This window comes from Natronococcus sp. JC468, assembly GCF_012163165.1.
Classification (GTDB): Archaea; Halobacteriota; Halobacteria; order Halobacteriales; family Natrialbaceae; genus Natronococcus; species Natronococcus jeotgali.
In genome coordinates, this window is the sequence record NZ_JAAVUO010000019.1 from 1 (window position 1) to 23,154 (window position 23,154).

Here is a 23,154-nt window from a genome sequence, read left to right on the forward strand (position 1 = left end):
CGCCAGACGGCGTCCAAATCCCCTGAAATCAACGATACAATCCGCAGAAGGAAGGGCCGTTCAACGGAGCAAGGAATTTCGAGGTGGACGGCGTCGACGGCGTATGGATCGCGTTCTCGTCCCGATCGACGGCTCGTCGCAGGCCGAGCGGGCGCTCGAGGAGGCCCTCGAGCTGTTCCCCGACGCCGAAATCGTCGCGTTACACGTCGCACAGGTCACGTCGTTCCCCGCGGATCGGGAGCGAACGCCGTACGAACTCGCGCGAGCGGAGGGGGAGAACGTCCTCGAGGACGCGACCGAGATCGCCGCCGAGCGCGGGCGAACGCTCGAGACGGTGCTCACGGAGGGCAACGCCGGACGGGAGATCCTCGAGTTCGTCCGGGAGAACGACGTCGATCGCGTCGTCATGGGGAGCACCGGGCGGTCCGGCGTCCCGAGGTTGCTGCTCGGAAGCGTCGCGGAGACGGTGACGCGTCGCTCCCCCGTCTCCGTAACGATCGTTCGCTGACGGCCGAGACCGTCGAGCGCGGCCGAACGCCGATCACCCGTCCAGGTGCTCGAGGACGGTCAGCGCCTCCCCCATCGTGACGATCGCGAGGTCTCGCTCGAGGGCGGCCTCGATGGTGTAGCGGATCCGGTCCTCGGTGAGGGTGTCGTACTGGGAGTGACCGCCGACGATCGCGAGGACCTCTTCGTCCGCCGCAGTGCGCATGAACGCGTCGACGTCGTCCTCGGTGGCCTTGTCGGTCTCGACGTACATCCGCCGCATCGCCGTCGGGTCCAGGCCCTCGAGGTCATTGTGCCCGCCTCCGTAGCGGTGGTTCGCGACCGCGTCGTAGTGATCGCGGACGATCTCCTCGGCGAGGCCGTCGTACCGTCCGTACGGGTAGACGAACCCCGTCACCTCCAGTCCCCACGACTCGAGGCGGGCGTCGGTCTTCTCGAGGATCTCCCGCATGAACGACCCGGGATACCTGACGTACCCCGACTGGCCGACGGTCTCGGCGATCGGTTCCGCGAGTTCGACGTACTGCCCGACCGAATCGCTGCCCCGTCCGGCGACCGTCGCGGTCGTCTCGGTCCCCTCGTCGAAGACTACGAGCGGGTCGTCCGCGATAGCGCCGTGGCGGTTCGCCTGGACGTAGAGGCGGTCGTCGCCCTCGCGGGCGGGTTCGGTCAGTTCGATGTGACCGAGCGCTCGATGGCGGTAGGTGTGGGACAGGACCCCCCAGCCGTCGTCTTGCATCTCCCGGAGCTGTCCGGGATCGAGGGACGTGTCTCGCTCCTCCATGTAGCCGGGGCAGGCCGCCGTACAGCCGGGAACGCCGTACTCCCGGTGGACCTCATAGGTGAGCGTGTAGTCCTCGAGCGGGCTGTCGTCGTACGTGAACACGACTATTCCCTCGGCGTCCGCGACGCGGTCGACCACCGATTCGGCGTCCTCGTCACCGACCGAGTCCTCGTCCGACGGGTCGTCGGAATCCCCAGCCGACGCGTCGTCGCGGCCGTTCGGATCGTCCGTCCGTTCGTCGCGCCGATCGCGCGGCTCCCCCGACCCCTGGGGATCCCCCGATTCTTCCCGCTCGTCGCGTGTGAGGACGTACCCGCCCAGCGCCCCCCCGCAGGCGATCCCGGACAGGAACGTTCGTCGATCCATGTCCGTTCGGATTCGGTAACAGCGATTCAGTATACGGCGGCTACCCCGCCGTAACCGCCACCTACCGACGTTCGCGGCCGGTACCGGCGACTCGCTTTCACCGTCCCCTTCGCCGCAGCGGTGCGGGTCTCGAACTGGATCGCGGACCGAGCGCCCCCCGATCTCTCGCGCGGATTCGCTTCGAGGATCGGGTCTCCTCGCACGGTGGGTCGATATCCTGCTCGAGAGACCCTCTCTCACCCTGTGAGCTATAATCCAAAGTGCAGTCGATCGCTGTGATAAGCTTTAAACCAAAGTGAGCATTACCCGTCTCGTAATGACGAGCAACAAGATTCTCGGTATCGACCTCGGTACCACGAACAGCGCGTTCGCGGTCATGGAGGGAGGCGATCCGGAGATCATCGCCAACGCGGAGGGCGAGCGGACGACGCCGTCGGTCGTCGCGTTCAACGACGATGAGCGCCTCGTCGGCAAGCCGGCCAAGAACCAGGCCGTCCAGAACCCCGACCGGACGATCCAGTCGATCAAGCGCCACATGGGCGAGGAGGATTACACGGTCGAAGTAGACGACGAGGAGTACACGCCCGAGGAGATCTCGGCGATGATCCTCCAGAAGATCAAGCGCGACGCCGAGGAGTACCTCGGCGACGACGTCGAGAAGGCGGTCATCACCGTCCCGGCGTACTTCAACGACAAGCAGCGCCAGGCGACCAAGGACGCCGGCGAGATCGCCGGCTTCGAGGTCGAGCGCATCGTCAACGAGCCGACCGCGGCGTCGATGGCCTACGGCCTCGACGACGAGTCCGACCAGACCGTCCTCGTCTACGACCTCGGGGGCGGCACGTTCGACGTCTCCATCCTCGACCTCGGCGGGGGCGTCTACGAGGTCGTCGCGACCAACGGGGACAACGACCTCGGGGGCGACGACTGGGACGAGGCGATCATCGACTACCTCGCCGAGGAGTTCGAGGCCGAACACGGCATCGACCTCCGCGAGGACCGCCAGGCCCTCCAGCGGCTGAAAGACGCCGCCGAGGAGGCCAAGATCGAACTCTCCTCGCGCAAGGAGACCGACATCAACCTGCCGTTTATCACCGCGACCGACGACGGCCCGGTCCACCTCGAGGACTCTCTGACCCGCGCGAAGTTCGAGTCGCTTACGGAGGACCTCATCGAGCGCACCGTCGAGCCGACCGAGCAGGCGCTGGCGGACGCCGGCTACGACAAGGGCGACATCGACGAGGTGTTGCTCGTGGGCGGTTCGACCCGGATGCCCCAGGTCAGCGAGAAGGTCGAGGACCTCACCGGGCAGGAACCCCAGAAGAACGTCAACCCCGACGAGGCCGTCGCGCTGGGCGCGGCGATCCAGGGCGGGGTCCTCTCGGGCGACGTCGACGACATCGTCCTGCTCGACGTCACGCCGCTCTCGCTCGGCATCGAGGTCAAGGGCGGCCTCTTCGAACGGCTGATCGAGAAGAACACGACGATCCCGACCGAGGAGTCGAAGGTGTTCACCACCGCGGCGGACAACCAGACCACCGTTCAGGTCCGGGTCTTCCAGGGTGAACGCGAGATCGCCGAGGAGAACGAACTGCTCGGCGAGTTCCACCTGAGCGGGATTCCGCCGGCCCCCGCGGGGACGCCCCAGATCGAGGTTACGTTCTCGATCGACGAGAACGGGATCGTCAACGTCTCCGCCGAGGACCAGGGCTCCGGCGAGAGCGAGGAGATCACCATCGAGGGCGGCGCCGGCCTCTCCGACGAGCAGATCGAGGAGATGCAGGAGGAAGCCGAGCAACACGCCGAGGAAGACGAGAAGAAACGCCAGCGTATCGAGGCCCGCAACGAGGCCGAGGCGACGATCCAGCGCGCCGAGAAGCTCTTAGAGGAGAACGACGACCAGATCGACGACGACGTTCGTGCCGACATCGAGGCGGCGATCGAGGATCTCGAGGAGACCGTCGACGACGAGGATGCCGACGCCGAGGACCTCGAGGACGCAACCCAGGAACTGAGCACCGAACTGCAGGAGATCGGCAAGCAGATGTACCAGCAACAGGCCGGCGCGGCGGGCGCCGGCGGCGCTGGCGCCGCGGGTGCCGGTGCAGGCGGTGCGGCCGGTGCCGGACCCGGCGGAATGGGCGACATGGGCGGCGCTGCCGGTCCCGGTGGCGCTGCTGGCGACGACGACGAGGAGTACGTCGACGCCGACTTCGAGGACGTTGAAGACGACGACGAGTAAGTTGTCGTCTTCAGCCCGTCAGGCGTAGTCTGACGACGTTGACGAAAACGACGAAGACTGAGTCGTTTTCGTCTGCCCGCGAATCTTCGATTCGGGCTGTCCAAGAGGACGACGCCTCGTGTTACTCGTCGTCGTCCTCTTGGGCTCGATGGGCGAGTGAAACGAGTCAATCGTCGTTTCGAAACGTGAGCGGAGCGAGCGTTTCGAACTCGAAGACGACGATCGCCGAGGCGATCGGAACGCTTCGCGTTCCGGTGGCATTGACGAGGACGACGGCTGGAAGGACGGGTCTTCGCCCGTCAGCGACCCTCCGATTCGCAGTGTCCGAAACGCCCGATGAGTAATCACCTTTTGCGGGCGTCGGATAGACGTAGCCCACCTGCCTCGAGCATCGCGTTCGAGCCCGTCGACGACCGGATCGCTCCTCGAGTTTGGCTGCCGTTCCGGGGCTCGAGCACCCGAAAAAGCGGATCGCTTACCGGTAGGCCTCGAACTCCTCCCCGAAGAGGCCGAAGTAGACGACGCCGATCGTGCCGATAGCCGACGCGATCACGAAGGCGGTCTCCGGATTCACGAACTGCCAGAGGAACCCGCCGAGTGCGTCACTGGGAATCACGATCGCGCCCCGAACGAGGTAGTACGAACCCGTTACGCGACCGCCGGCACCGCGTTCGGCGGGACCGACACGAGGGCCTTGTGGGCCCGGCAGTCCCGCAAATCGCAGCCCGGAGAAGGCAAAGAGCGCGGCCAGGATCCAGACGTTCTCCGGCGCGAAGATCAGCAGGATCGGGAAGATCGCGTACACCAGAAAGCCGAGCCCGACGACGGGTTTGAGGCCGACGTGCTCGGCGACTTTGGCGGCCGGGGCCATCGTCAGCAGCGCAACTGCCATTTCGATACTCAGGAGGACACCGAAGAAAGCAGTGGGGGAGAGCGGCTCGAGGACGACGACGCCGAGGTCGATCGCGGGAACGTACGCGGAGGCCAGCTAGATGACGAAGCCGAACGTCGAGAGGAGGCCGAAGACAGTGAGCGCGTATCTCGACCCGACTCGATCCGAGATGACGCCGCCGTAGTACGGGTACACCGCTCCGATGACGTTTCCGAGCATGGCGAACAGCCCGACGACGAACCCGCCGGCGCCGAGGTACACGAGGTAGTTGGGCAGAAACCGGTTGGTCATCTAGAACCTTAAACTGAAAGCGAACATCGCCAGCGAGAGCACCAAGACGTCGCGTTGCAGTGAGAAGAACTGTCGAAACGGGCCGAGTACGTCGACTGATTCGCGTTCGGTAGTCATTGACTGGCCTGTTACGACCAGAGGTAAATACAATTTCCTATACCACCGACGAAATTCGCAATACGGCCCCTCGTGTGGAGCGGCTAAAGAAGGAAGAACGCCCCGACGCCGATCGCACCACCGCCGGCGATGAGATACGCAGCGTGAACGCCGCGGACGAACAGCCAGTAGGTCGCGACACCCAGAACGACGGCGAACAGATCGAAGACCGTCCCCGCGATCGGAACGGGAAGGGCCGGCTGTTCGACGATAAACGATTCCTCGGCGAGGAGAACCGTGGCACCGAGAATCGCGCCGATAACGGCGGCGTTGACCGCGGTCAGGGCGGTTCTGACGATCTCGTTCTCCCGGATCCTCGCGAAGTACGGGAAGAACCCGATGATGAAGGCAAACGACGGTCCGAAGGCGCCGATCGTCGCGACGAGTGCGCCGACCACGGCGAGAGCGACGACCCCTCCGGTGACGTCGAGTATCAGCTTGTAGCCCACGAACGCCGTCGTCATCACCACTGGCCCCGGCGACAACTGCCCGATCGCGATCCCGTCGACGAACTCCCGACCAGTCATCCAGCCGAACTCGCTGACCACGTAGGTCTCGATAAACGGGATCAACACGAGCCCGCCACCGTAGATGAACGACCCGGTGTAGATCATAAACGCGAACAGCTGGACCCACGGGTTCGTCCAGAGGACGAGCAGCGCTCCCCAGATCGGACTCGCCTCGACGACAGTGCGCACGGCAGGACCGGCCGTCTCGAGAAGCCGGTCGCGAAACGCGAACAGGGCACCGACGATGGCCCACGGCGCTATCCGGCGCGCGTTCGACCGAACCCAGTCGGACCGGTACACCGCGACGCCGAGGAGGCCGGACAGGACGAACAGAAGCACCGGGTTAGGGCCAAACACGGCCTGGACGAGCGTCGTCGCGACCAGCAAGACGACGAGCAGGTAGTCGACGTTCCAGGAGTTACCGCGAATCTCGAACGCTACGTCGGTTCTCCCTTCCTCGAGGGCGCTCCGAGTCATCGAGTAACAGGCGCCGACGATGAGCCCGATCACGACGGGGTTGATCCCGTAAAACACCGCTTCGACGGCTGGAACTTGCTGGTAGGCAAAATACAGCCAGGAGAAGAAGACGACCAGAACGAACGTCGGGAGCATGAAGAAAAATCCGGCGACGAGTGCTCCCTTCGTACCGGCGTAGATCCATCCCATGAAGATTCCGAGCTGAGTCGACGCCGGACCCGGAAGCATGTTACAGATCGCGAGCCCCTCCATGAAGACCGATTGTTCGGTCCACTCCTTGCTCTCGTCTCCGACGAGATCGTCCTCCATCATCGCGATGTGAACCATCGGCCCGCCGAAGCCGACGATACCGATAAACAGGAAGTACCTCGCGATCTCGACGAGCTTTCCGGGAGTTGACCGACCGGCATACTCCGTCTTCGCCGCGTCGACCGTCGAGTCAGTCATCGCCCTCTGGTGCTCAAATCCGTAGATCTCGGACGTCTGGCGTACGGAGACGGGAAAATATTCTTCACCCTACGAGTGCCACGTCGACTCATGGGTAGACGGCACCTCAACGGAGTAAATAGATATCCATTTGTAGTAAATCAAACACACTATACGATGGGCTGCTAACGTCGCTCGAGCGAGATCCAGAACAATGAACGAACGGAAGAACGCGATGTTGACGACCGAGGACCGTCGGTGGCTTACCGGGGAGAAATCGTACGAGGGTGAGCACGCGAAGCAGCAGCGGTATCAACGCCGTCGCGATATCCGCCAGCGAGTCTATAATGCGATCCTCGACTTCGGGATCCTCTTCGAGCATCTCGAAGAAGCAGAGCGCGAAAAGCTCTTCGAGCACCTCTCCGGGAGCGGGGTGGAGTACGAAGACGACGAGTTCGCAAGCGGACTTCGAGACGGTCTCGCCTTCGTGCTGTACAACACGGGAATCACGGAAGCGATGGTTCGAGACGACTCCGAACGGTCGGCCGTCGTAGCGGAACAGTTCCTGGAAGACGCGATATACGCGGCCGGAAAGCGGGACGAGTTCCTCGTCGAGGACGTCGATCTCACGATCGAGGCAAGCCCCGCACCGATAGCGGCGCTTCTGGAGGACCTGAAAGTTGGAAACGACCTCTCCCCGGCGGGACTACGCCTGCTGATGGAGAGCGATAAAATAGACACTGCAGAGGTCCAGGACTGCATCAAAGGGATAGTTTTCGACGATGAGTAGCGAGTTGCGGTTCAGCGCGCGAAGGAACTGCAGTGAATCGACGTGAGAGAACCAATGAGCATCAAAACGGAATCGGATATGTTCGAGCGGGAGTTACAGAAACTGTACCACGCGGAGGTCGAAATCCTCGATCTCAACGGCGATCTTTCGGAGGCAGCAGCCAGCGAGGAGATCAGCGAACTATTTGCCGACCATCGAAAGGATACGGTGACGCAGATCGACCGGATCGAGGAGATATTCGAAACGGTCGACAGGCCACAGAAAGAGCGGGGGAGTCCGATTATGGAGGGGTTGCTCGCCGAGAAGGACGAGTTCGTCAGTGAGGTCGAAGACGGCGACCTTCGCGACCTAGACGTGATCGGGGTCGGAACGATAAACGAACGGATCGAAATCACGCTTCTCGACCGCTTGATCCTCCTCGCAGAGAGCCTCGATCTTCCCGCCTCGGTCGTAGAGCGACTGGAGCAAAACCGAAGTGAAGCGGAGGCCGCACTTCGGAAGATGCAGGGGTACCTGGACGAGAAGCGACGGAGTTGACGGCCGATCCGAACGAGAGGTTCGGAGGCGAACGGTCGTTTCAAGTGTCTCAACCGAGTACCGCCAACAACGAATGAGCGAGGATTTCTACGACGTTCTCGGCGTGAGTCCCGACGCCTCGGCCGACGAGATCAAAAGCGCCTACCGGGAGAAGGCCACGGAGTACCACCCGGACGTCAGCGACGACCCCGACGCCGAAGAGAAGTTCAAGAAGATCCAGAAGGCGAAGCAGGTCCTGACCGACGAAGAGAAGCGAGAGGCCTACGACCGAATGGGCCACGACCGCTACGAACAGGCCGAAAAGCACGGCTACGACGCCGGTGACGCCGGCGCCGGCGGGATGGGCGGCGACCCGTTCGGCGGGATGGGCGGCGGCATGGGCGGTGGCGGCCTCGGCGACATCTTCGAGCAGGTCTTCGGCGGCGGAGGCGGCCGCGGTCGCCAGCGCCCGCGCAAGGGACGGGACCTTCGGACCGACCTCGAGATCACGCTCGAGGAGGCCTACGAGGGCGTCGAGAAGCAGTTTAGCGTCGAGCGACCCGAGGCCTGCGACGTCTGCGACGGCGAGGGCCACCCGCCCGAGGCCGACGCCCGGACCTGTCCGGAGTGTCAGGGACGCGGTCAGGTCACGCAGGTCCAGCAGACCCCGCTGGGCCGCGTCCAGCAGACGACCGCCTGCCCGCGCTGTGAGGGCGAGGGGACGATCTACTCCGAGACCTGCGGCGAGTGTCGCGGCGAGGGGTACGTCCGCGGCGAGGCGACCCTGACGGTCGAGGTGCCCGCCGGGATCCAGAGCGGCCAGACCCTGCGGATGGAACGGGAGGGCTCGCCCAGCCCCGAGGGCGGCCCGCGCGGGGACCTGCTGATCGATGTCGCGGTCGCCGAGCACGACGAGTTCGAGCGCGAGGGCGACGACCTCCGCTACCGGCTCCCGATCTCGTTCCCGCAGGCGACCTTCGGCGACACGGTGCAGGTGCCGACGCTCGACGGCAGCGTCGAGTTCGAGGTCCCCGAGGGGACCCAGAGCGGGGAGACGTTCCGCCTGCAGGGCAAGGGGATGCCCCGCCTGCGCGGGCGCGGCCAGGGCGACCTCTACGTCAAGGTCCAGGTCGTCACGCCCGACTCGCTCAACGAGGAACAGCGCGACGCCCTTGAGGCGTTCGCCGAGGCCGGCGGCGACGAGATCGAGGTCAACGAGGGCTTCTTCGAGAAGATCAAGCGGGCGTTCTGAACGACACGCCGCTCGAGAGCGCACGCCGAGGTATCGCTTCGGGTGACAGTCACGACGGGTAGCAACGCGAGTTTTCCCGAGCCGCGTCGTACGTGAACGCGCCATGTCCGAACGGATACTCCTGCTGGCGGGCGACTTCGTCGAGGACTACGAGGTAATGGTGCCGTTTCAGGCGCTCCAGGCGGTCGGTCACGACGTCCACGCGGTCTGTCCCGAGAAGGAGGCGGGCGACCAGTGCCCGACGGCGATCCACGACTTCGAGGGCGACCAGACCTACACCGAGAAGCCGGGCCACAACTTCGAGCTGACCCACGATTTCGAGGCGATCGACCCGAGCGACTACGACGCGCTCGTCGTTCCCGGCGGACGGGCCCCCGAGTACCTCCGCACGTACGATGCGGTCCTCGAGACGGTCCGGCACTTCTTCGAGGAGGACAAACCCGTCGCCTCGCTGTGTCACGGCCTGCAGATCCTCGCGGCCGCGGACGTCCTCGAGGGCCGGACCTGCACGGCCTACCCCGCGCTCGAGGTCGACATGCGCCAGGCCGGCGCGGAGTGGGCGGAGACCGTAACGCGGGACGGCAACCTCGTGACCGCCCAGGCCTGGCCCGACCACCCCGAGTGGCTCGCGGCGTTCCTCGATCTGGTGGGGACCGACCTCGAGCAGCCGGCGGAGGCGGCCGACGACTGACGACCGACGCCCGCGAGTCGGCGCGCTTTTTTGGGATCGGTTCCCAGTGACCCGTATGAACGCCGCGACAGTCGACGACCTGCTCGCGCGGGAGCGACGCGGCGACCGGACCGCGCTGGTCGACGCGACCGAGCGCGAGTACGACCGCCACTGGCTCTGTACCTCCGCCTGGAAGGCCGGCAACTTCCTGCGCCACTCGGGCGTTCGGGAGGACGTCACCGTCGGCGTCGTCGGCGAGGGTCCCCTCGCCCTGCTCGCCTTCTTCGGCACGACCCTGCTCGAGGGGACCACCCGGTTCGATCCGCCGACCGACCTCGCCGAGGCGGACGCGTTCCGCGCCCTCGTCGCGCCGACCGCCGAGGGCGACGCCTACGAGCTACCGCCGGGGGCCCAGCGGGTCTCCTACGGCGACCCGCCGACGGAGCCGGGGGTCCACCACTTCGACGCCGGGCTCTGGAGCGAGAACCCCTCGTTCCCGCCGCTTTCGGTCGATCCCGGAACGGACCTCGTCACCGACGGCGAGCGGACGCTGACCCACGGCGAGGCCCTCGAGGCGGCCCGCGGCGTCGTCGCCGATCGCGAACTCGCAGCCGACGACCGGGTCGTCGTCCGCGCGCCCCTTTCGAACCCCGGGACCGTGATCGCGGGCGTGCTCGCGCCGCTGCTGGTCGAGGCGACGATCGTGCTGTCCACGGACGGCGAGGACGGGGCTCGCGGCGACGTCGCCGTCTCGAGCGACCCCGCACCCGAAGCCGAACGCGTCGATCCCGACGCCCTCGAGTACTGAGTATCGGAACTGTACGCCCCTTGCGCAACCGTTTACTGGCGTGTCGTCGTAGGTGCGAACATGTCAGACGTGGCCATCGTCGGCGGCGGCACGGCCGGACTGAGCGCGGCGCTGTTTACCGCGAAAAACGGCCTCGAGACGATCGTCTTCGACACCGACGAGACCTGGATGCACAAGGCTCACCTGTTCAACTACCCCGGCATCCGCAGCATCAGTGGCAGCGAGTTCATGGCGGTGACCCGTGGCCAGGTCGAGGACCGCGGCGCCGAGCTCCACGGCGACGAGGAGGTGACCGCCGTCGAGGAGACCAACGACGGGTTCCGGATCGAGACCGACGACGGCGAGTACGAGGCGACGTACGTCGTGCTCGCGACCGGCGCCGACCGCTCGATCGCCGAAGAGGTCGGCTGCGAGTTCGACGACGAGGACACCGTCGACGTGAACCTCAGCATGGAGACGAGCGTCGAGGGCTGCTACGCGACTGGCGCGATGGTCCGGGCCGAGGAGTGGCAGGCCGTCATCGCCGCCGGCGACGGCGGCGCCGCGGCGCTCGACATCCTCAGCACCGAGAAGGGCGAACACTACCACGACTTCGACACGCCCGCGGACGTCCCCTCCCTCGAGTCGGAGTAGCGACGCGGACGCCGTCGAGTCGGACCGGGCGGCCGTCTCCCCTGCGTGTTCGGGGGCGATGATTATGGACGTGGTCGGTGGCGGATGAAACGGAATGAGTATCACTGGCCTTCACGACCTGTTCGTCTACAAGCTCCGCCAGCAGTACTACGTCGAGCAGGAACTCGTCGACGCGCTCGATGAGATGTCGAGAAACACCGGCAACGACCGACTGAGCCAGGGGTTCGCCGATCATCGCGACGAAACCCGAACCCAGGTCCAGCGACTCGAGGACGTCTTCGACGCCCTCGACGTTCGCCCGGAGACCGAGGACGCGCCGGTCCTCGACGCCCTCGAGGAAGAGCGCCGCACCCTCGAGCGCCAGATCGACGACGAGGACCTGCTCGATATGGTCTATCTCAACGCCGGGATGATGACCGAGCGGTTCGAGATGACGACCTACGAGGGGCTGTCGATGCTGGCGACCGAACTCGAACTCTCCGACGACGCGCAGGCGCCCCTCGAGTCGAACTACGACGAGGAGAAATCGGCCTACCGCGAGCTCAACACGCTATCGACGGCGTCGGAGATGAAGTCCCTCTGGGACCGGCTGACTCCGTCCTGATCGGTTACCGCCGGACCGGGAACTCGAGGACGGTGGCGGCGTTCGATCGCCTCAAGCGACGGCGTCGACACAGGTAGCGAGAGATCGTCGGACGGAGCCGCCGACGGACTCGAGGACTAATCTCCCGACCGCGGGCGACCGGGACTCGAGACGGACGGTTCGGTCGGCGATCCCCTGGGTCCACCGCCGCGCCGCAGTCGCCGTTCGGCGCGACCGACGAGGTTCTTCAGCAGGATCCCCCCGGAGAAGGAGAGCTCGCGGCGCCGCTTTCGGTAGTACACCTCGCCGAGTTCATCCTCGGGAACGGTCGTCGGCTCGAAGTCGGGATCCCGCAGGTTGGCGACGCCCTCGCTCAGCAGCGAGATCTGGCGGGCGACGGTGCGGTCGAAGACGTCCCACAGCGTGGAACAGTCCTCGATCGAAACGTCGTCGTACGCGACGATTTCGCCCCCGTCGATCGACTCGGTCAGCCGCTGGAGAGTCGCGCCGCACCGGTCTCGGCCGTCGCGAAACACCGCCGGCGGACCCATTCCACGGTAGGAACGAATGTCGGCGGGGTGGAAGCTCAACACGCCGAACTCGGTGGCCTCGAGGATCGGCCCGCGGACGAGCCCGAAGCCGAACAGGATCACGGCGTCGCAGTCTCGGGCGACGCGGTCGACGACCTCGTCGGGAAACTCGTACCAGGCGCCGTCGGTTACCGGATCGCACCGGACGCGGTCGGCCCCGGCGAGGAAGTCGACGGTGTCGACGGGGTGGCGCCGCCAGAGCGGTCGCTCCTCACCGATCAGCTTCGCGAGGTTTCGCTCCGCGAGCACGAGCGCCCACGCCCGCTGTCGCTCGAGGAGCGCGAAGAACTGTCGAACGTCCGCGAGTCCGATCCGCTCTCGCGTGTTCCACGCTTCGTGATCGCTGTCGGCTTTCTCCTCGTTGGTGACGATCAGCGGCACCGTCACGTCGTGGTCGGCCTGCAGCCGTTCGAGAGCGTGTACCTGCCACTCGTTGAGGTACGGATCGGCCAACACGCCGATTCGCTCGGGACCGGATCCTGCCATGGTCGACTCCTTCGGCGGCCGTCCCTTAGTTACGGGCTCCGTGCGTCGGGTTACGGACTCCGAACAGCCGGCGTCGGGGACGCCGAGGACGCGACCGCCGCGGTCGCTTTCGGTCCGATCGGCTCGTCAGAAGAGCTCGCGAGTTACTCCGAGAGCAGATCCTCGACGTACTGCTGTTCCCACTCCCGGCGGGCCTCGAGTTCGCGTTTGCCACGGCGCGTGACGGTGTAGAAGTTCGTGCGGCGGTCGACCTGTCCTTTCTCGACGAGCCCCTTGTCGACGAGGGTGTCCAGGTTCGGGTACAGCCGACCGTGGTGGATGTCCTTCTCGTAGTAGTCCTCGAGTTCCTCCTGGACCGCCAACCCGTGGGGCTCGTCCTGACCCTCGATGACGTACAACAGGTCTCGCTGGAAACCGGTTAAATCATACATGTTTCCCCGATTGAGCTATTGGTATAATACGATATCGGAATCGAACAGAACCCTGAATCGCTACCTCTCGGCCGGCGTTATCGTCGAACCGACCGCTCGAGGGATACCACGTCATATCAAAGTAGAAACAGTACGACGAACGAGTTCGTCTCAGCTTCCCGAACGGTCAGCGCTCGAACGGCTGTGCCGACGCGCTCAGTCGCTCGCCGCGCACGGATCGGTCGGTTCGCTCTCGAGGACGTCGAACGACGACCCTCCGCAGGAACAGCGGCGGACGCCGATCGGTTCGATCGCCCCGCCGTCCGACTGTCGGACCGCGAAGACGCTTCCACACTGCGTGCACGTTCCGGCGGCACGGGTTTTGGAGTCGAACGCCATACGTTTCCCTCGTCGTCCCGCGGGATAAGCGGGCCGCGAGTGCGAGGATAGTCACGCGGTCGTCACTACGGTCGTGACAACGGCTCGGATCCGCTTCGGTCGGTCGGCGCGGACGCCGACGGGCGCGAGTCCCCGGCCTCGAGGAAGCGACATCCCGAAAGGCGAGCCGAGTGAGATCGCGCTCCGGCTCGCCGCGTGGTCCGTGTAGTAGTTCGTGGTGCGAGGTCGGTGGGATCGAGGGTGAAGGCATGACCTCTGACCGTTAGGGCAGTTCGAATAACTCCCCCACCGACCACGTGATTCTACCTAAGCAAGTTATAATAATCTTTTTATCTTTTAACTATAATAAGAAGGGGTGGAAAATGGCTAAACATAGTTCAAATCGCGCCGTCCGACGGCGTCGCCACCCGTTCGCTCGATTTCGAGGGCGCCGAACGAGTAGCGATGGGAGCAGGCCGGAGGATCGCGAGGCGTGTCAGAGGCGCGCTCCGCCGGCCTATTTTCATTCCAAACGAGTGGGATAGATACGCTCCGCAATTCGCTCGTCTCGGATTCGTTCCGTCGCAACCACGATGCGGAGTGGCCGCGGTCTCGAGGGCTCAGTTCCCGCGGTCGGCCCAGGCGAGGAACAGTTCTTCCTTCGAGGCCAGCCCCTCGTCCGGGAGGGCGTGCTCGAGGACGTAGCTGCTGGCCTCGTGTTCGTTATCCCACATCGCCTGGTGGGCCTCGGGGAGGTCGTCCCAGTCGACGACTTCGGGATCGGTGAGGTCGATCTCGCCGGCGTCGACGGCCTCGTTGAGTTGCTCGACCTCGTAGGCGTTGCTGAGGTGGGTGCCGAGGATCTCGGCGGTCGGCATCAACACCTCGCGCTGGCGCATCCACACCTGCGGGGCGTACATCGAGTACCGTCGGTCCTCGAGGTCCTCGCTGTAGACGACCCGTCCGGTGTGGGGTTTCGCGAGCATCGTGCTGACGTACAGCGCGTCGTGGCCGGCCCGCTCGAAGACTACGTCGGGGTAGCCCCGCGGATTCTTCGGCGTCCCGAGGAGGTCGCCGACCGCCTTCCCCAGGGGCTTGAACACCTCGTCGGTGATCGACTGGACGACCGCCCTGAACGCCTCGGGGTCGGCCTGGGCGTCGGGCAGATCCGGCAGCGTCTCGGGCCAGCGGAAGTCGTCCTCGCGGCGTTGCAGTCCCTCGAGGCTCACGGTGCCCTCGACGGCGTCGCCGAAGCCCAGCGACTCGACGAACTCCGCCTGCTCGTCGGTGTAGGCGACGACCGCGATCCGGGCGCCGGCCTCGCGGGCGTCCTCGATCGCTCGCAGCCCGGTCTCGTCGACGACCCCGTCGGGACCGGTGTCGGTCCCGTAGTAGAGCAGGACGCCGTCGCCGGCCCGGACGTCGGCCCGTTCGAACATCGCGTCGGGGGTCGACGCGCCGGGCTTGCCGAGGAAGGTCAGGTAGTACCCCGTCGAGGCGCCGTAGAAGGCGAGCTTCCCGCCCTCCTCGAGCAGCTGGAAGCTCCGTGGGAAGGAGAGCTCGCCCGCGTGGCTGACGGCGTAGTCGGCCCGCTGGCCGTCGTGGTGGGCCTCGTAGGCCTCGACGAACTCCCGGCCCGCCTCCTTCCAGTCGTCCCACGCGTCCTCCTCGCGGGGGATCCGCCCCCAGATGTCGTCGTACGGATCGGCGGTGCGATCGATCGCGTCGGCGCCGAGGCCCTCGATCCGCGCGGCGCGCTCGGCGCTCGAGCATAGTCCAGTCACGTCGACGTCGTTGCGGGCGGCGAGTTTCGTCGTCTCCCAGCCCGTCCCGGTCGAGGCACCCTCGACGAACATCGACGTCTCGGGCTCGATGTCCAGCGTGGTAAACAGCGCGCGCCAGACGGTGCCCGTCGCGAGGACGTAGGCGCCGGCCTGCTCGATCGTCGCCTCCTCGGGGATCGGCAACACCTGCGGACCCTGGGCGAGCATGAACTGCTGGTGGCTGCCGTTCGGGCCCTCGTAGCCCTGGATCGAGAATCCGGCGTACATCGGATCCAGCCCCATCCGCGGGGAGAGCACGTCGCTCTGGCCCGAGTAGATGGTGACCAGGTCGCCGACCGATACCCGTCCCTCGCGGACGACCGCCTCGCCGGCGTCGACGATCAGCGCGACCCCGCCGCTGCCGGTGACGTGGTAGTCCTGGTCGTGGCTGTCGAACTGGCTGACCGGAACCCCCGTGATCGCCCAGATGTCATTGAAGTTGACCTCGCTCGCCAGGACATAGACGAGCACCTCGTTCGGGCCGGGCTCCTCGACGGGGACGACCTCCTCGACCTCGGCCTCCTCGGGGTCGCCGTGGTCGGCCTCGCCGGTCTCGTCGTCCTTGCGAACCAGCTGGGCGTACTGGTAGTCGGGGATCTCGTCGACGCCCGGGTAGAACGGCTCGCCCGGCGGGAGCAGCCGTCCCGACTCGCGCAACTCGCGTTCCTCCTCGAGCGAGGGCGAGAAGCGCTCGCGGGTCGGCAGCGGTTCGCTGGCCCGCTCGAGGAACTTCTCGATCCCGGCCTTCCCGCCCTCGGGGTCGACGACGGCCTCGGCGAAGTGTGTCGCCTCGCGCTCGAGACCCGCGTCGAGGCCCTCCTCGAATCCCGTCCGAATCGCCGAGATCGCCCGCTCGAACGCCTTCGCACGACCCTCGCTCGCGTGTTCGCACTGCGTTCGGTTCCGCTCGACGGTCGGATCCTCGAGCACCTCGGTCGGGAACTCGCCGGCCTCGGCCCACGCCGAGCGGTTCTCGAGGCGCCGTTCGCGGGCCTCGGCCAGGGTATCGTCCGCCCCAGTCATGTGTTCGCGGGCGAGTTCCGACGCCCGAATCCGAGCCGTTCGCTCGGTCTCGAGTTCGTCGACGAGGCCGAGCTCGAGGGCCTCCTCGGCGTCGACGGTTCGGCCGTTCGTGATCATCGTCACCGCGTCGCGAATCCCCTCCGTTCCCCGCCGTTCGCCGAGCACGCGGGGAAGCCGTTGGGTGCCGCCGTACCCCGGGATCAGGTTGAGGTTGAGCTCGGGCTGGCCGAACTCGGCGCTTCGCTCGGCGACGGAGTAGTGGGCCGCGAGCTGGAGCTCGTTGCCACCGCCCAGCGCCGCGCCGTTTATCGCGGCGACCACGGGGACGGAAAGCTCCTCGATCCGGCGGAAGGCCTCGTGGGCCGTGTTCGGGAAGGCGACGGCGTCCTCGAACTCGTGGACCTCCTCCAAGAACTGCTCGACGTCCGCCCCGGCGACGAAGTTCGACGGGCCCGCACCCGTCACGACGACGGCGCCGACGTCCTCGCGGCGATCGAGGTGCTCGAGGACGGTGTTGAGCTCGTCTAACGCCCGCTCGGTGAGCGCGTTGACGGGCGGGCTGTCGACCGTGACCGTCGCGATCCGTTCTCCCTCCGCGCCCCGAACGTCGTTGTACTGGACCGTGACGTTGCGGTACTGCTCGAGGAGTTCCTGCTCGGCGGCGAGGTCCTGGCGGCGGCGCCAGCGCTCGCACTTCGGCCGGATCGACTCGACGACGGCGGGATTTTTAAGCGTGCTCGTGTCGCCGATCGGTTCCCGGTTCAACATCGCGGTCAGCATCCGGCGCATGTACTTCCCCGACCGCGTTTCGGGGAACGCCTCGACCTCGATGAACGCCTCGGGAACCGCGGTGACGCCTTTCTCCTCGCGGACCAGCCGGGAGAGGCGAGCCTCGACCTCGTTGGTGAGGCGGTCGTCGGGTTTGGTCTGGACGAAGGCCACGGGCGTCAGCCCCTTCTCGTGGTGGTCGGCGCCGACGACGACGGCGTTGGCCACCGGCGAGTCGGGGTTGATCCGCTTGTCCTGCAAGATTGCGCCCTCGATCTCCTCGGTTCCCATCCGGTGGCCCGAGACGTTGATGACCTCGTCGGAGCGTCCGTGGAGGCTGAAGGAGTCATCCGCGTACTTCTTGGCGACGTCGCCCTGGAGGTAGGCGTACTCGCCCTCGTTCTCGACCCAGTAGACGTCCTCGAAGCGCTCGTCGTCGCCCGTCCACTCGCCCGACCAGTCGGCGCCGTCCCACCCCTCGAGGTCGCCCCAGACGTACCGCATCAGGTAGGGATACGGCTCCTCGACGATGATCTCGCCCCGTTCCTCGAGGTCGGCCTCGCGCCACTCGCTGGTGCCGTCGGCGTCCGCTTCCTCCTCGACCCAGACGTTGCCGAACACCCACGGCAGGGGGTAGGTGTGGGCGTCCGCCCGGAGCTCGAAGTCGTCGTTGCCGAAGAAGTGGCTCCAGACGATCCCGCCGTGCTCGGTCGCCCAGTAGGAGTTGATGTAGCGCTCGCAGACCTCCTCCATCCCGAACGCCTGAACTGCGGGGCTTACGGGTTCGGCACAGAAGGTCGCGACCCGCAGGGAGTCCGTGCTCCACTCGCGCACGTCGGCGACGCTCTCGTCGTCCTCCATGATCCCCTTCAGGAAGGTGACGCCGGCCTTGAAGACGGTCGCGCCGTAGCGCTCGATCACCGAGCTAAATCGACCCGCGTCGGGGTAGACGGGCGCACCCTCGAGTAAGATGCTCGTCGTCCGGGTCGTCAGCGAGGCGCTGACGAGGTAGGACTGGCCCGTGATCCAGCCCGGGTCGGCGACGACGAAGATCGTATCCTCGCCGGGGACGACGTCGAACGAGACCTTCATCGTGTTCGCGATCCCGGCGGTGTAGCCGCCGTGGTCGTGGACGACGCCCTTCGGCTTGCCCGTCGACCCGCTCGTGAAGATCACGAAGAGCGGATACTCCGCGTCGACGGGAACGGGCCGGGAGCTGGCCCACAGCGCCCGCACGAGGTCGCGGTCCTCCAGTGCGAGCAGATCGTCGTAGCGCTCGAGGTCGAACCCCGCCTCGCGCGCCTGCGCGAGAATATCCTCCCGGGCGTCGGCGATCAGGTCGGCCGACCAGTCGTCCCGTTCGTGGGTCTGGATCTCCTGGCCGGTGTGCTCGACGACGACCACCCGTTCGAGCCGTTCCTCGGAGTCGACCAGGGCGCGTGCGATCTCGGTCCGGATCTCCGAGAGCGCCTCGCCCGAGAGGTCGGCGAACGTCTCGAGGGCGTTGCCGACCCCCCGCATCGCCTGCCCCCGATCGACGGTGGCCTCGCCCTCGATCGCCCGCGCGACCCGTTCCCGGATCGTCTCGGCGTGGCGCTCGCGGAGGTCGAGTTCCTCGAGGGTGTCGTCGACGATCTCGGTCACCGTTTCGACGGGCAGGTAGTCCTCGAGTGCGGGGTCGGCGTACCGTTCCTTGTAGGGGACGATCTCGGCGTTGCGGTAGCCGCCGTCGCTGGTGATCAACACGTCGGCGCCCAGCCGGGCGATCCGATCGGAGAGCGTCTTGTCGCTGAAGCCGCCGAACACCGGCGTGTAGACGATCCCGAGCCGCTTGGCGGCCTCGGTGTAGTAGAGCTGCTCCATGATGTTGGGCATGTTCAGGGCGATGCGATCGCCCGTCTCGAGGCCGAGATTTTGGAGGACCTGGGCGGCCTCCGCGACTCGAACCAGCAGCTCCCGCCTCGAGACGTCCTCGGAGACGACCGGACCGCCCCGGCCGTCGTTTTTCGACTGATCCCAGCGGTCGCCCTCGAAGTGGAAGGCGGTCTCGTCGCCGTGGCCCGCGAGGACGTGGCGGTCGACCTCGTTGAAGCAGGCGTTGGTCAGCCCGCCCGCGAACCACTCGTACAGGGGGGCCTCCGAGTCGTCGAAGGCGACGTCCCAGGGCTCGCTGAACTCGGGGAAGTCGCGGCTCGCTCGAGTGCCCGTCTCGGCGTCGAACCCGTCCCACGCGCCGTCCTCGTCGTCCCAGGAGAGCCAGGCGCCCTCGTCGTCGTGGTACCAGTGGATCTCCCGTTTCGCGATCGAGCCGTGGAACGCGCCCGGGTCCTCGCGGGCCCGCTCGCGGTACCGCTCCCAGTCGTCGCGGGTTTGGATCGGGTTCGATCGCACGTCGTCGATGCTGGCCGGTCCCTCGTCGGCGCGCTCGCTCATTATAAACCATCATGAACGCACCCCGTCAAGAGTGTTTTGTGGAGCGCAAATGTTCACTCCGACCTCGGGACGACCGATCCCGGTCGACGAGCCGCGTGCCCGCCGAAGCGAGGTGCTCTCGGAGCGACGTCGAGGACGCAGCCTCGGAGACGCCGTGGCTGTGCCGTCGTCGTTCGGGTCGAAAACGGCTCCGCCGCGATACCGTCGCTAGTACCCGAGTAACCGCAGAATAATTCCCAGGATCACGCCCGTGAGGCCGACGAGGATTCCCACGCCGGGGATGACGGGGATCGGGAGGAGGCCGATACCGAGCACGATCGCGACCACGATGACGATCGTCGAGATTCTGACCATACCCCATTCACCGCCCGCCGCGGGGTAGCGGTTGGGCTTGCGATCTCGCAGTCCAGTTCCAGTCCGCGGTACGGAAGACAACACCTTTTGGGATCCGCCGGGAGTGTGTGGATAATGGACACCGACTCCGATGATCGGGTCTACTACGTCATCAGCGACCTCCACATCGGCGGCGACGAGCAACTCGAGCACGTCGAGTTCCTCGAGGAGTTGCTCGCGTTCCTCGAACGGCTCGAGGCGACCGACGAGAACGCCGAGTTGATCATCAACGGCGACGCGTTCGGGCTCTGGGAGTTTACCACCGTCGAGGGGATCGAGAAGTTCGACGTGCTCGAGCGGACGTACCCGGAGCTGTTCGAACAGCTCCGTGCGACCGGCGAGAACGTCCCGATCACGCTGTTGCCGGGCAACCACGACCACGAACTCGCGGCCTACGACGAGTACGTCGACCGGTTCGCCGAGTACAACGTCGAGTTGATCCAGGAGAAGTGGCTCTCCCGGGAGGTCGGCGACCAGGCGATCCACTTCGAGCACGGTCACCAACACGACGCCAACAATCGGATCGAGGACTGGGGCAACCCCCACGCGACCCCGCTCGGGTACTACTACAACACGCTCGTGACCAGCCGTGCGGGACAGCTCTCGGATCGGGGGCGGTACAACTGGTTGAAGGACGTTCAGGCGGTGACGCCGACCGAGCGGATGCCCGTCTGGATCCTCTCGAAGTACTTCTACCGGGAGATGAACCCGCTGTTGCGGTACTCGATGGTCCCCTTTTTGCTGTTGTTCAACGTCAGCGTCGTCCTCGCGGTGCTCGCGGGGCTTGACCTCGCGGGAATCTGGTCGGCGCCGGTCGACCAAACGGAGGCGTTTCTCGGGCAGTTCGGCAGGGCCGGAACCGCGGCCTGGTTCTTCCTCGCGCTCAACGTCGCCATCGGCGGGCTCCTCCTGTTGATCGGGGTCCCGCTGTACTTCATTCGACGCGACATCAGGAAGACCGTCGACCGCTTCGGCGTCTTCGAGACCGAACTCACCGTCGACCCTCAGGAACCCTACGAGGAGGCGGCCCGCGAGATCTTCTCCGAGCAGCCCGCGACGACGATCTACTGCTACGGCCACACCCACCGTCCCGGGGTCCGCGAGATCGAGGGCGGGCTGTTGGTCAACTCCGGAACGTGGCTCAAGCGGCTCCACCGCCGGAGCGGGGTCATCGGGATCCTGCCGCCCGTATTCTACCCCTCCTACCAGTTGCCGGTGGTTCGCATCGCCGCCGAGCCCGAGGGCGTGGCCGTCGAGTACGAGCGCATGGCGAAACCGAGTCCGGCGACGGAGGAGCTGACCCGCACCGAGCGCTTTTTCACCGTCGGCCGGGAGCCGGAGACCGACCTCCCCGATCGCCGCGTGGTCGAACCGGAGCGAACGGTTCAGCTCGCCGAGGCAAGCGACTGACGGTCAGTCCGCGCTCTCGGTCGGCTGCGGCCGGTTCCGGGAGACGGAGCGGCGGGCCACCAGCACGAACGGCACCACCGTCAGCAGCGTCGCGACCAGCAGCGGCCCCGTTCCTGCCGAGAGTCCGATCAGGGCCGTAGCGTCCGCGTAGAACGTAAACAGCAGGAACGCCGGGAAGACGGTCCCGATCGCGTACCGCCACGGGATCGCCAGCGGGCGCGAGATCGGTCCCGCGCCGTCGCGGTACTCCTCGAGCGCGGCCGGACCGAGTACCCAGGCGGTGTACACCATGAACCCGGTCAGGCCAAGCACCAGGAGCAGGTCGACGAGGTGGTCCGCGAACAGGGTAAAGACCGCGGGACTGAACGCGTTCACGCCGCCGGTGACCGCGACCAGGGCGAACAGCCCTCGGGTCGCCGTCGAGCGCTCGAGGTCGAACTCGTCGACCAGCAGCGAGACCGGGATCTCGAGCATGCTGATCAGGCTCGTCAGGGCCGCGAGGAGAACGACGAGGAAGAAGACCACGCCGAGGAGCCGCCCGCCGGGCAGGCTCGCGAAGGCGCCGGCGATGCCGACGAACAGGGCGCCAGGGCCGCCCTCGGTCGGACCCGCGGCGAACGAAAACAGCAGCGGGAACACCACGAGTCCGGCCAGAACGCCGATGCCGAGGTTCAGTACGGCGATGACCGAGGCGTCCAGCGGCAGCGAACGGTCGTCGTCGACGTAGGAGGCGTAGGTGATCATCGTCCCGCTGCCGATCGAGAGGGTGAACAGCGCCTGGCCGGCAGCCGAGCCCAGCACCGACAGGAAGTTCTCCGCGAGGTAGGCGCCGTCGAACCCGAGGTAGAACTCGTACCCCTGCGCGGCGCCAGGCTGTCGGAACGCCCAGACCGCGAGCCCGACGAGCAACACGACGATGCCGGGCATCATCACCTTCGTCGTCGCCTCGATACCGCGTCTGATCCCCGCGGCGACGATCAGGGCCGTGGCCGCGAGGACGGCGAGCTGGTAGCCGAAGGCCTCGGCGCCGTAGCTGATCGCCGCGAAGTGGGCCCCCGGGTCCGCGAAGTACGCGCCCGTCGCGCTCTCGAGGAAGTACCGGAGGATCCAGCCGCCGACGACGCTGTAAAACGACATCAGCATGATCGAGGTGAGGACACAGAGCGCGCCGAGCGCCGTCCAGGCGCGCGATCCCGCGAGCGATTCGAACGCCCCCACCGGGTTCCGGTTCGACCGTCGGCCGATCACGAACGCGGCCAGCAGCCCCGGTACCCCGACGACGAGGACGATGAGCAGATACAACAGTAGAAAGGCGCTCCCGCCGTTCTCCGCGGTCATCCACGGGAATCGCCAGATGTTCCCCAGTCCGATCGCGCTCCCGACCGCGGCCATGATGAATCCGATGCGGCTCGCCCAGCTCTCACGTGCCATCCTGTCTCACCCAACCAACTCGGCGCGCATAAGGATTATCGTTAATTCGAGACGAACGATCGTAATGGTTCATCGAAAACCGCGATATTTGCCCCAGCGGCCGAATA

At 66.2% G+C, this 23,154-nt stretch carries 18 protein-coding genes and 1 pseudogene; 10 read left to right on the forward strand and 9 right to left on the reverse strand.

Going from position 1 to position 23,154, the window contains the following annotated elements; all coding sequences use genetic code 11:
• Positions 1–103: 103 nt before the first annotated feature.
• Positions 104–508 (forward strand): universal stress protein, encoded by a 405-nt coding sequence (locus tag GWG54_RS12240; RefSeq protein WP_167938041.1) that lies wholly within the window; start codon positions 104–106, stop codon positions 506–508.
• 33 nt (positions 509–541) lie between these two features.
• On the opposite strand, the gene GWG54_RS12245 is transcribed toward GWG54_RS12240, so the two are convergent.
• Entirely contained in the window at positions 542–1,657 is a 1,116-nt protein-coding gene (locus tag GWG54_RS12245) for a polysaccharide deacetylase family protein (protein ID WP_209438420.1), read from the reverse strand.
• Between the two features lie 316 nt (positions 1,658–1,973).
• On the opposite strand from GWG54_RS12245, the gene dnaK reads away from it, so the two are divergent.
• Entirely contained in the window at positions 1,974–3,899 is a 1,926-nt protein-coding gene (gene dnaK, locus GWG54_RS12250; protein ID WP_167938042.1) for a molecular chaperone DnaK, read from the forward strand.
• 475 nt (positions 3,900–4,374) lie between these two features.
• On the opposite strand, the pseudogene GWG54_RS12255 reads toward dnaK, so the two are convergent.
• Positions 4,375–5,199, reverse strand: a pseudogene (locus GWG54_RS12255) (hypothetical protein).
• Between the two features lie 83 nt (positions 5,200–5,282).
• Positions 5,283–6,671, reverse strand: coding sequence for a chromate efflux transporter (chrA, locus tag GWG54_RS12260; protein ID WP_167938043.1), 1,389 nt, complete (start codon positions 6,669–6,671; stop codon positions 5,283–5,285).
• A gap of 193 nt (positions 6,672–6,864) precedes the next feature.
• Here chrA and GWG54_RS12265 point away from each other — a divergent pair, with 193 nt between their 5' ends.
• The 7 genes from GWG54_RS12265 (at position 6,865) to GWG54_RS12295 (ending at position 11,923) form a co-directional block, all read left to right on the forward strand.
• Positions 6,865–7,440, forward strand: coding sequence for a hypothetical protein (locus GWG54_RS12265; protein WP_167938044.1), 576 nt, complete (start codon positions 6,865–6,867; stop codon positions 7,438–7,440).
• Positions 7,441–7,518: 78 nt separating this feature from the next.
• On the forward strand, positions 7,519–7,977 hold the full coding sequence (locus tag GWG54_RS12270) for a DUF892 family protein (protein WP_245242801.1): 459 nt from the start codon (positions 7,519–7,521) through the stop codon (positions 7,975–7,977).
• A 73-nt stretch (positions 7,978–8,050) separates the two neighbouring features.
• Entirely contained in the window at positions 8,051–9,208 is a 1,158-nt protein-coding gene (gene dnaJ, locus GWG54_RS12275) for a molecular chaperone DnaJ (RefSeq protein ID WP_167938046.1), read from the forward strand.
• Positions 9,209–9,311: 103 nt separating this feature from the next.
• Complete coding sequence (locus GWG54_RS12280) at positions 9,312–9,899, forward strand: DJ-1/PfpI family protein (protein WP_167938047.1); 588 nt, start codon at positions 9,312–9,314, stop codon at positions 9,897–9,899.
• A gap of 55 nt (positions 9,900–9,954) precedes the next feature.
• Complete coding sequence (locus GWG54_RS12285; protein ID WP_167938048.1) at positions 9,955–10,686, forward strand: hypothetical protein; 732 nt, start codon at positions 9,955–9,957, stop codon at positions 10,684–10,686.
• Between the two features lie 60 nt (positions 10,687–10,746).
• Positions 10,747–11,319, forward strand: a complete 573-nt coding sequence (locus tag GWG54_RS12290) for an NAD(P)/FAD-dependent oxidoreductase (RefSeq protein ID WP_167938049.1) — start codon at positions 10,747–10,749, stop codon at positions 11,317–11,319.
• A gap of 94 nt (positions 11,320–11,413) precedes the next feature.
• A complete protein-coding gene (locus tag GWG54_RS12295; protein ID WP_167938050.1) occupies positions 11,414–11,923 on the forward strand; it encodes a ferritin-like domain-containing protein in 510 nt (169 codons plus the stop codon).
• 116 nt (positions 11,924–12,039) lie between these two features.
• Here GWG54_RS12295 and GWG54_RS12300 read toward each other — a convergent pair whose 3' ends face one another.
• The 5 genes from GWG54_RS12300 to GWG54_RS12320 all read right to left on the reverse strand — a co-directional run bounded on the left by GWG54_RS12300 (position 12,040) and on the right by GWG54_RS12320 (position 20,167).
• Positions 12,040–12,978, reverse strand: a complete 939-nt coding sequence (locus GWG54_RS12300; RefSeq protein WP_167938051.1) for a formyltransferase family protein — start codon at positions 12,976–12,978, stop codon at positions 12,040–12,042.
• 143 nt (positions 12,979–13,121) lie between these two features.
• Positions 13,122–13,409 carry a PadR family transcriptional regulator gene (locus GWG54_RS12305; protein WP_167938052.1) on the reverse strand — a complete coding sequence of 96 codons (288 nt, stop codon included), beginning with the start codon at positions 13,407–13,409 and terminating at the stop codon, positions 13,122–13,124.
• A gap of 195 nt (positions 13,410–13,604) precedes the next feature.
• Complete coding sequence (locus GWG54_RS12310; protein ID WP_167938053.1) at positions 13,605–13,787, reverse strand: hypothetical protein; 183 nt, start codon at positions 13,785–13,787, stop codon at positions 13,605–13,607.
• 599 nt (positions 13,788–14,386) lie between these two features.
• Complete coding sequence (locus GWG54_RS12315; RefSeq protein WP_167938054.1) at positions 14,387–19,813, reverse strand: AMP-binding protein; 5,427 nt, start codon at positions 19,811–19,813, stop codon at positions 14,387–14,389.
• A 207-nt stretch (positions 19,814–20,020) separates the two neighbouring features.
• On the reverse strand, positions 20,021–20,167 hold the full coding sequence (locus tag GWG54_RS12320; protein ID WP_167938055.1) for a hypothetical protein: 147 nt from the start codon (positions 20,165–20,167) through the stop codon (positions 20,021–20,023).
• Positions 20,168–20,281: 114 nt separating this feature from the next.
• Here GWG54_RS12320 and GWG54_RS12325 point away from each other — a divergent pair, with 114 nt between their 5' ends.
• Positions 20,282–21,616: a metallophosphoesterase gene (locus GWG54_RS12325; protein ID WP_167938056.1), complete on the forward strand. Its 1,335-nt coding sequence runs from the start codon at positions 20,282–20,284 to the stop codon at positions 21,614–21,616.
• Positions 21,617–21,619: 3 nt separating this feature from the next.
• Here GWG54_RS12325 and GWG54_RS12330 read toward each other — a convergent pair whose 3' ends face one another.
• Complete coding sequence (locus tag GWG54_RS12330; protein WP_167938057.1) at positions 21,620–23,047, reverse strand: sodium-dependent transporter; 1,428 nt, start codon at positions 23,045–23,047, stop codon at positions 21,620–21,622.
• Between the last annotated feature and the right edge of the window lie 107 nt (positions 23,048–23,154).

What these genes read in the sequence shown, in the direction of transcription:
- GWG54_RS12290 (WP_167938049.1), top strand. Translation starts at nt 10,747, where the DNA reads ATGTCAGACGTGGCCATCGTCGGCGGCGGCACGGCCGGACTGAGCGCG.
- chrA (WP_167938043.1), bottom strand. Translation starts at nt 6,671, where the DNA reads ATGACTGACTCGACGGTCGACGCGGCGAAGACGGAGTATGCCGGTCGG.
- GWG54_RS12300 (WP_167938051.1), bottom strand. Translation starts at nt 12,978, where the DNA reads ATGGCAGGATCCGGTCCCGAGCGAATCGGCGTGTTGGCCGATCCGTAC.
- GWG54_RS12310 (WP_167938053.1), bottom strand. Translation starts at nt 13,787, where the DNA reads ATGGCGTTCGACTCCAAAACCCGTGCCGCCGGAACGTGCACGCAGTGT.
- GWG54_RS12240 (WP_167938041.1), top strand. Translation starts at nt 104, where the DNA reads ATGGATCGCGTTCTCGTCCCGATCGACGGCTCGTCGCAGGCCGAGCGG.
- GWG54_RS12245 (WP_209438420.1), bottom strand. Translation starts at nt 1,657, where the DNA reads ATGGATCGACGAACGTTCCTGTCCGGGATCGCCTGCGGGGGGGCGCTG.
- dnaK (WP_167938042.1), top strand. Translation starts at nt 1,974, where the DNA reads ATGACGAGCAACAAGATTCTCGGTATCGACCTCGGTACCACGAACAGC.
- GWG54_RS12295 (WP_167938050.1), top strand. Translation starts at nt 11,414, where the DNA reads ATGAGTATCACTGGCCTTCACGACCTGTTCGTCTACAAGCTCCGCCAG.
- GWG54_RS12315 (WP_167938054.1), bottom strand. Translation starts at nt 19,813, where the DNA reads ATGAGCGAGCGCGCCGACGAGGGACCGGCCAGCATCGACGACGTGCGA.
- GWG54_RS12265 (WP_167938044.1), top strand. Translation starts at nt 6,865, where the DNA reads ATGAACGAACGGAAGAACGCGATGTTGACGACCGAGGACCGTCGGTGG.
- GWG54_RS12285 (WP_167938048.1), top strand. Translation starts at nt 9,955, where the DNA reads ATGAACGCCGCGACAGTCGACGACCTGCTCGCGCGGGAGCGACGCGGC.
- GWG54_RS12270 (WP_245242801.1), top strand. Translation starts at nt 7,519, where the DNA reads ATGTTCGAGCGGGAGTTACAGAAACTGTACCACGCGGAGGTCGAAATC.
- GWG54_RS12320 (WP_167938055.1), bottom strand. Translation starts at nt 20,167, where the DNA reads ATGGTCAGAATCTCGACGATCGTCATCGTGGTCGCGATCGTGCTCGGT.
- GWG54_RS12330 (WP_167938057.1), bottom strand. Translation starts at nt 23,047, where the DNA reads ATGGCACGTGAGAGCTGGGCGAGCCGCATCGGATTCATCATGGCCGCG.
- GWG54_RS12280 (WP_167938047.1), top strand. Translation starts at nt 9,312, where the DNA reads ATGTCCGAACGGATACTCCTGCTGGCGGGCGACTTCGTCGAGGACTAC.
- GWG54_RS12305 (WP_167938052.1), bottom strand. Translation starts at nt 13,409, where the DNA reads ATGTATGATTTAACCGGTTTCCAGCGAGACCTGTTGTACGTCATCGAG.
- dnaJ (WP_167938046.1), top strand. Translation starts at nt 8,051, where the DNA reads ATGAGCGAGGATTTCTACGACGTTCTCGGCGTGAGTCCCGACGCCTCG.
- GWG54_RS12325 (WP_167938056.1), top strand. Translation starts at nt 20,282, where the DNA reads ATGGACACCGACTCCGATGATCGGGTCTACTACGTCATCAGCGACCTC.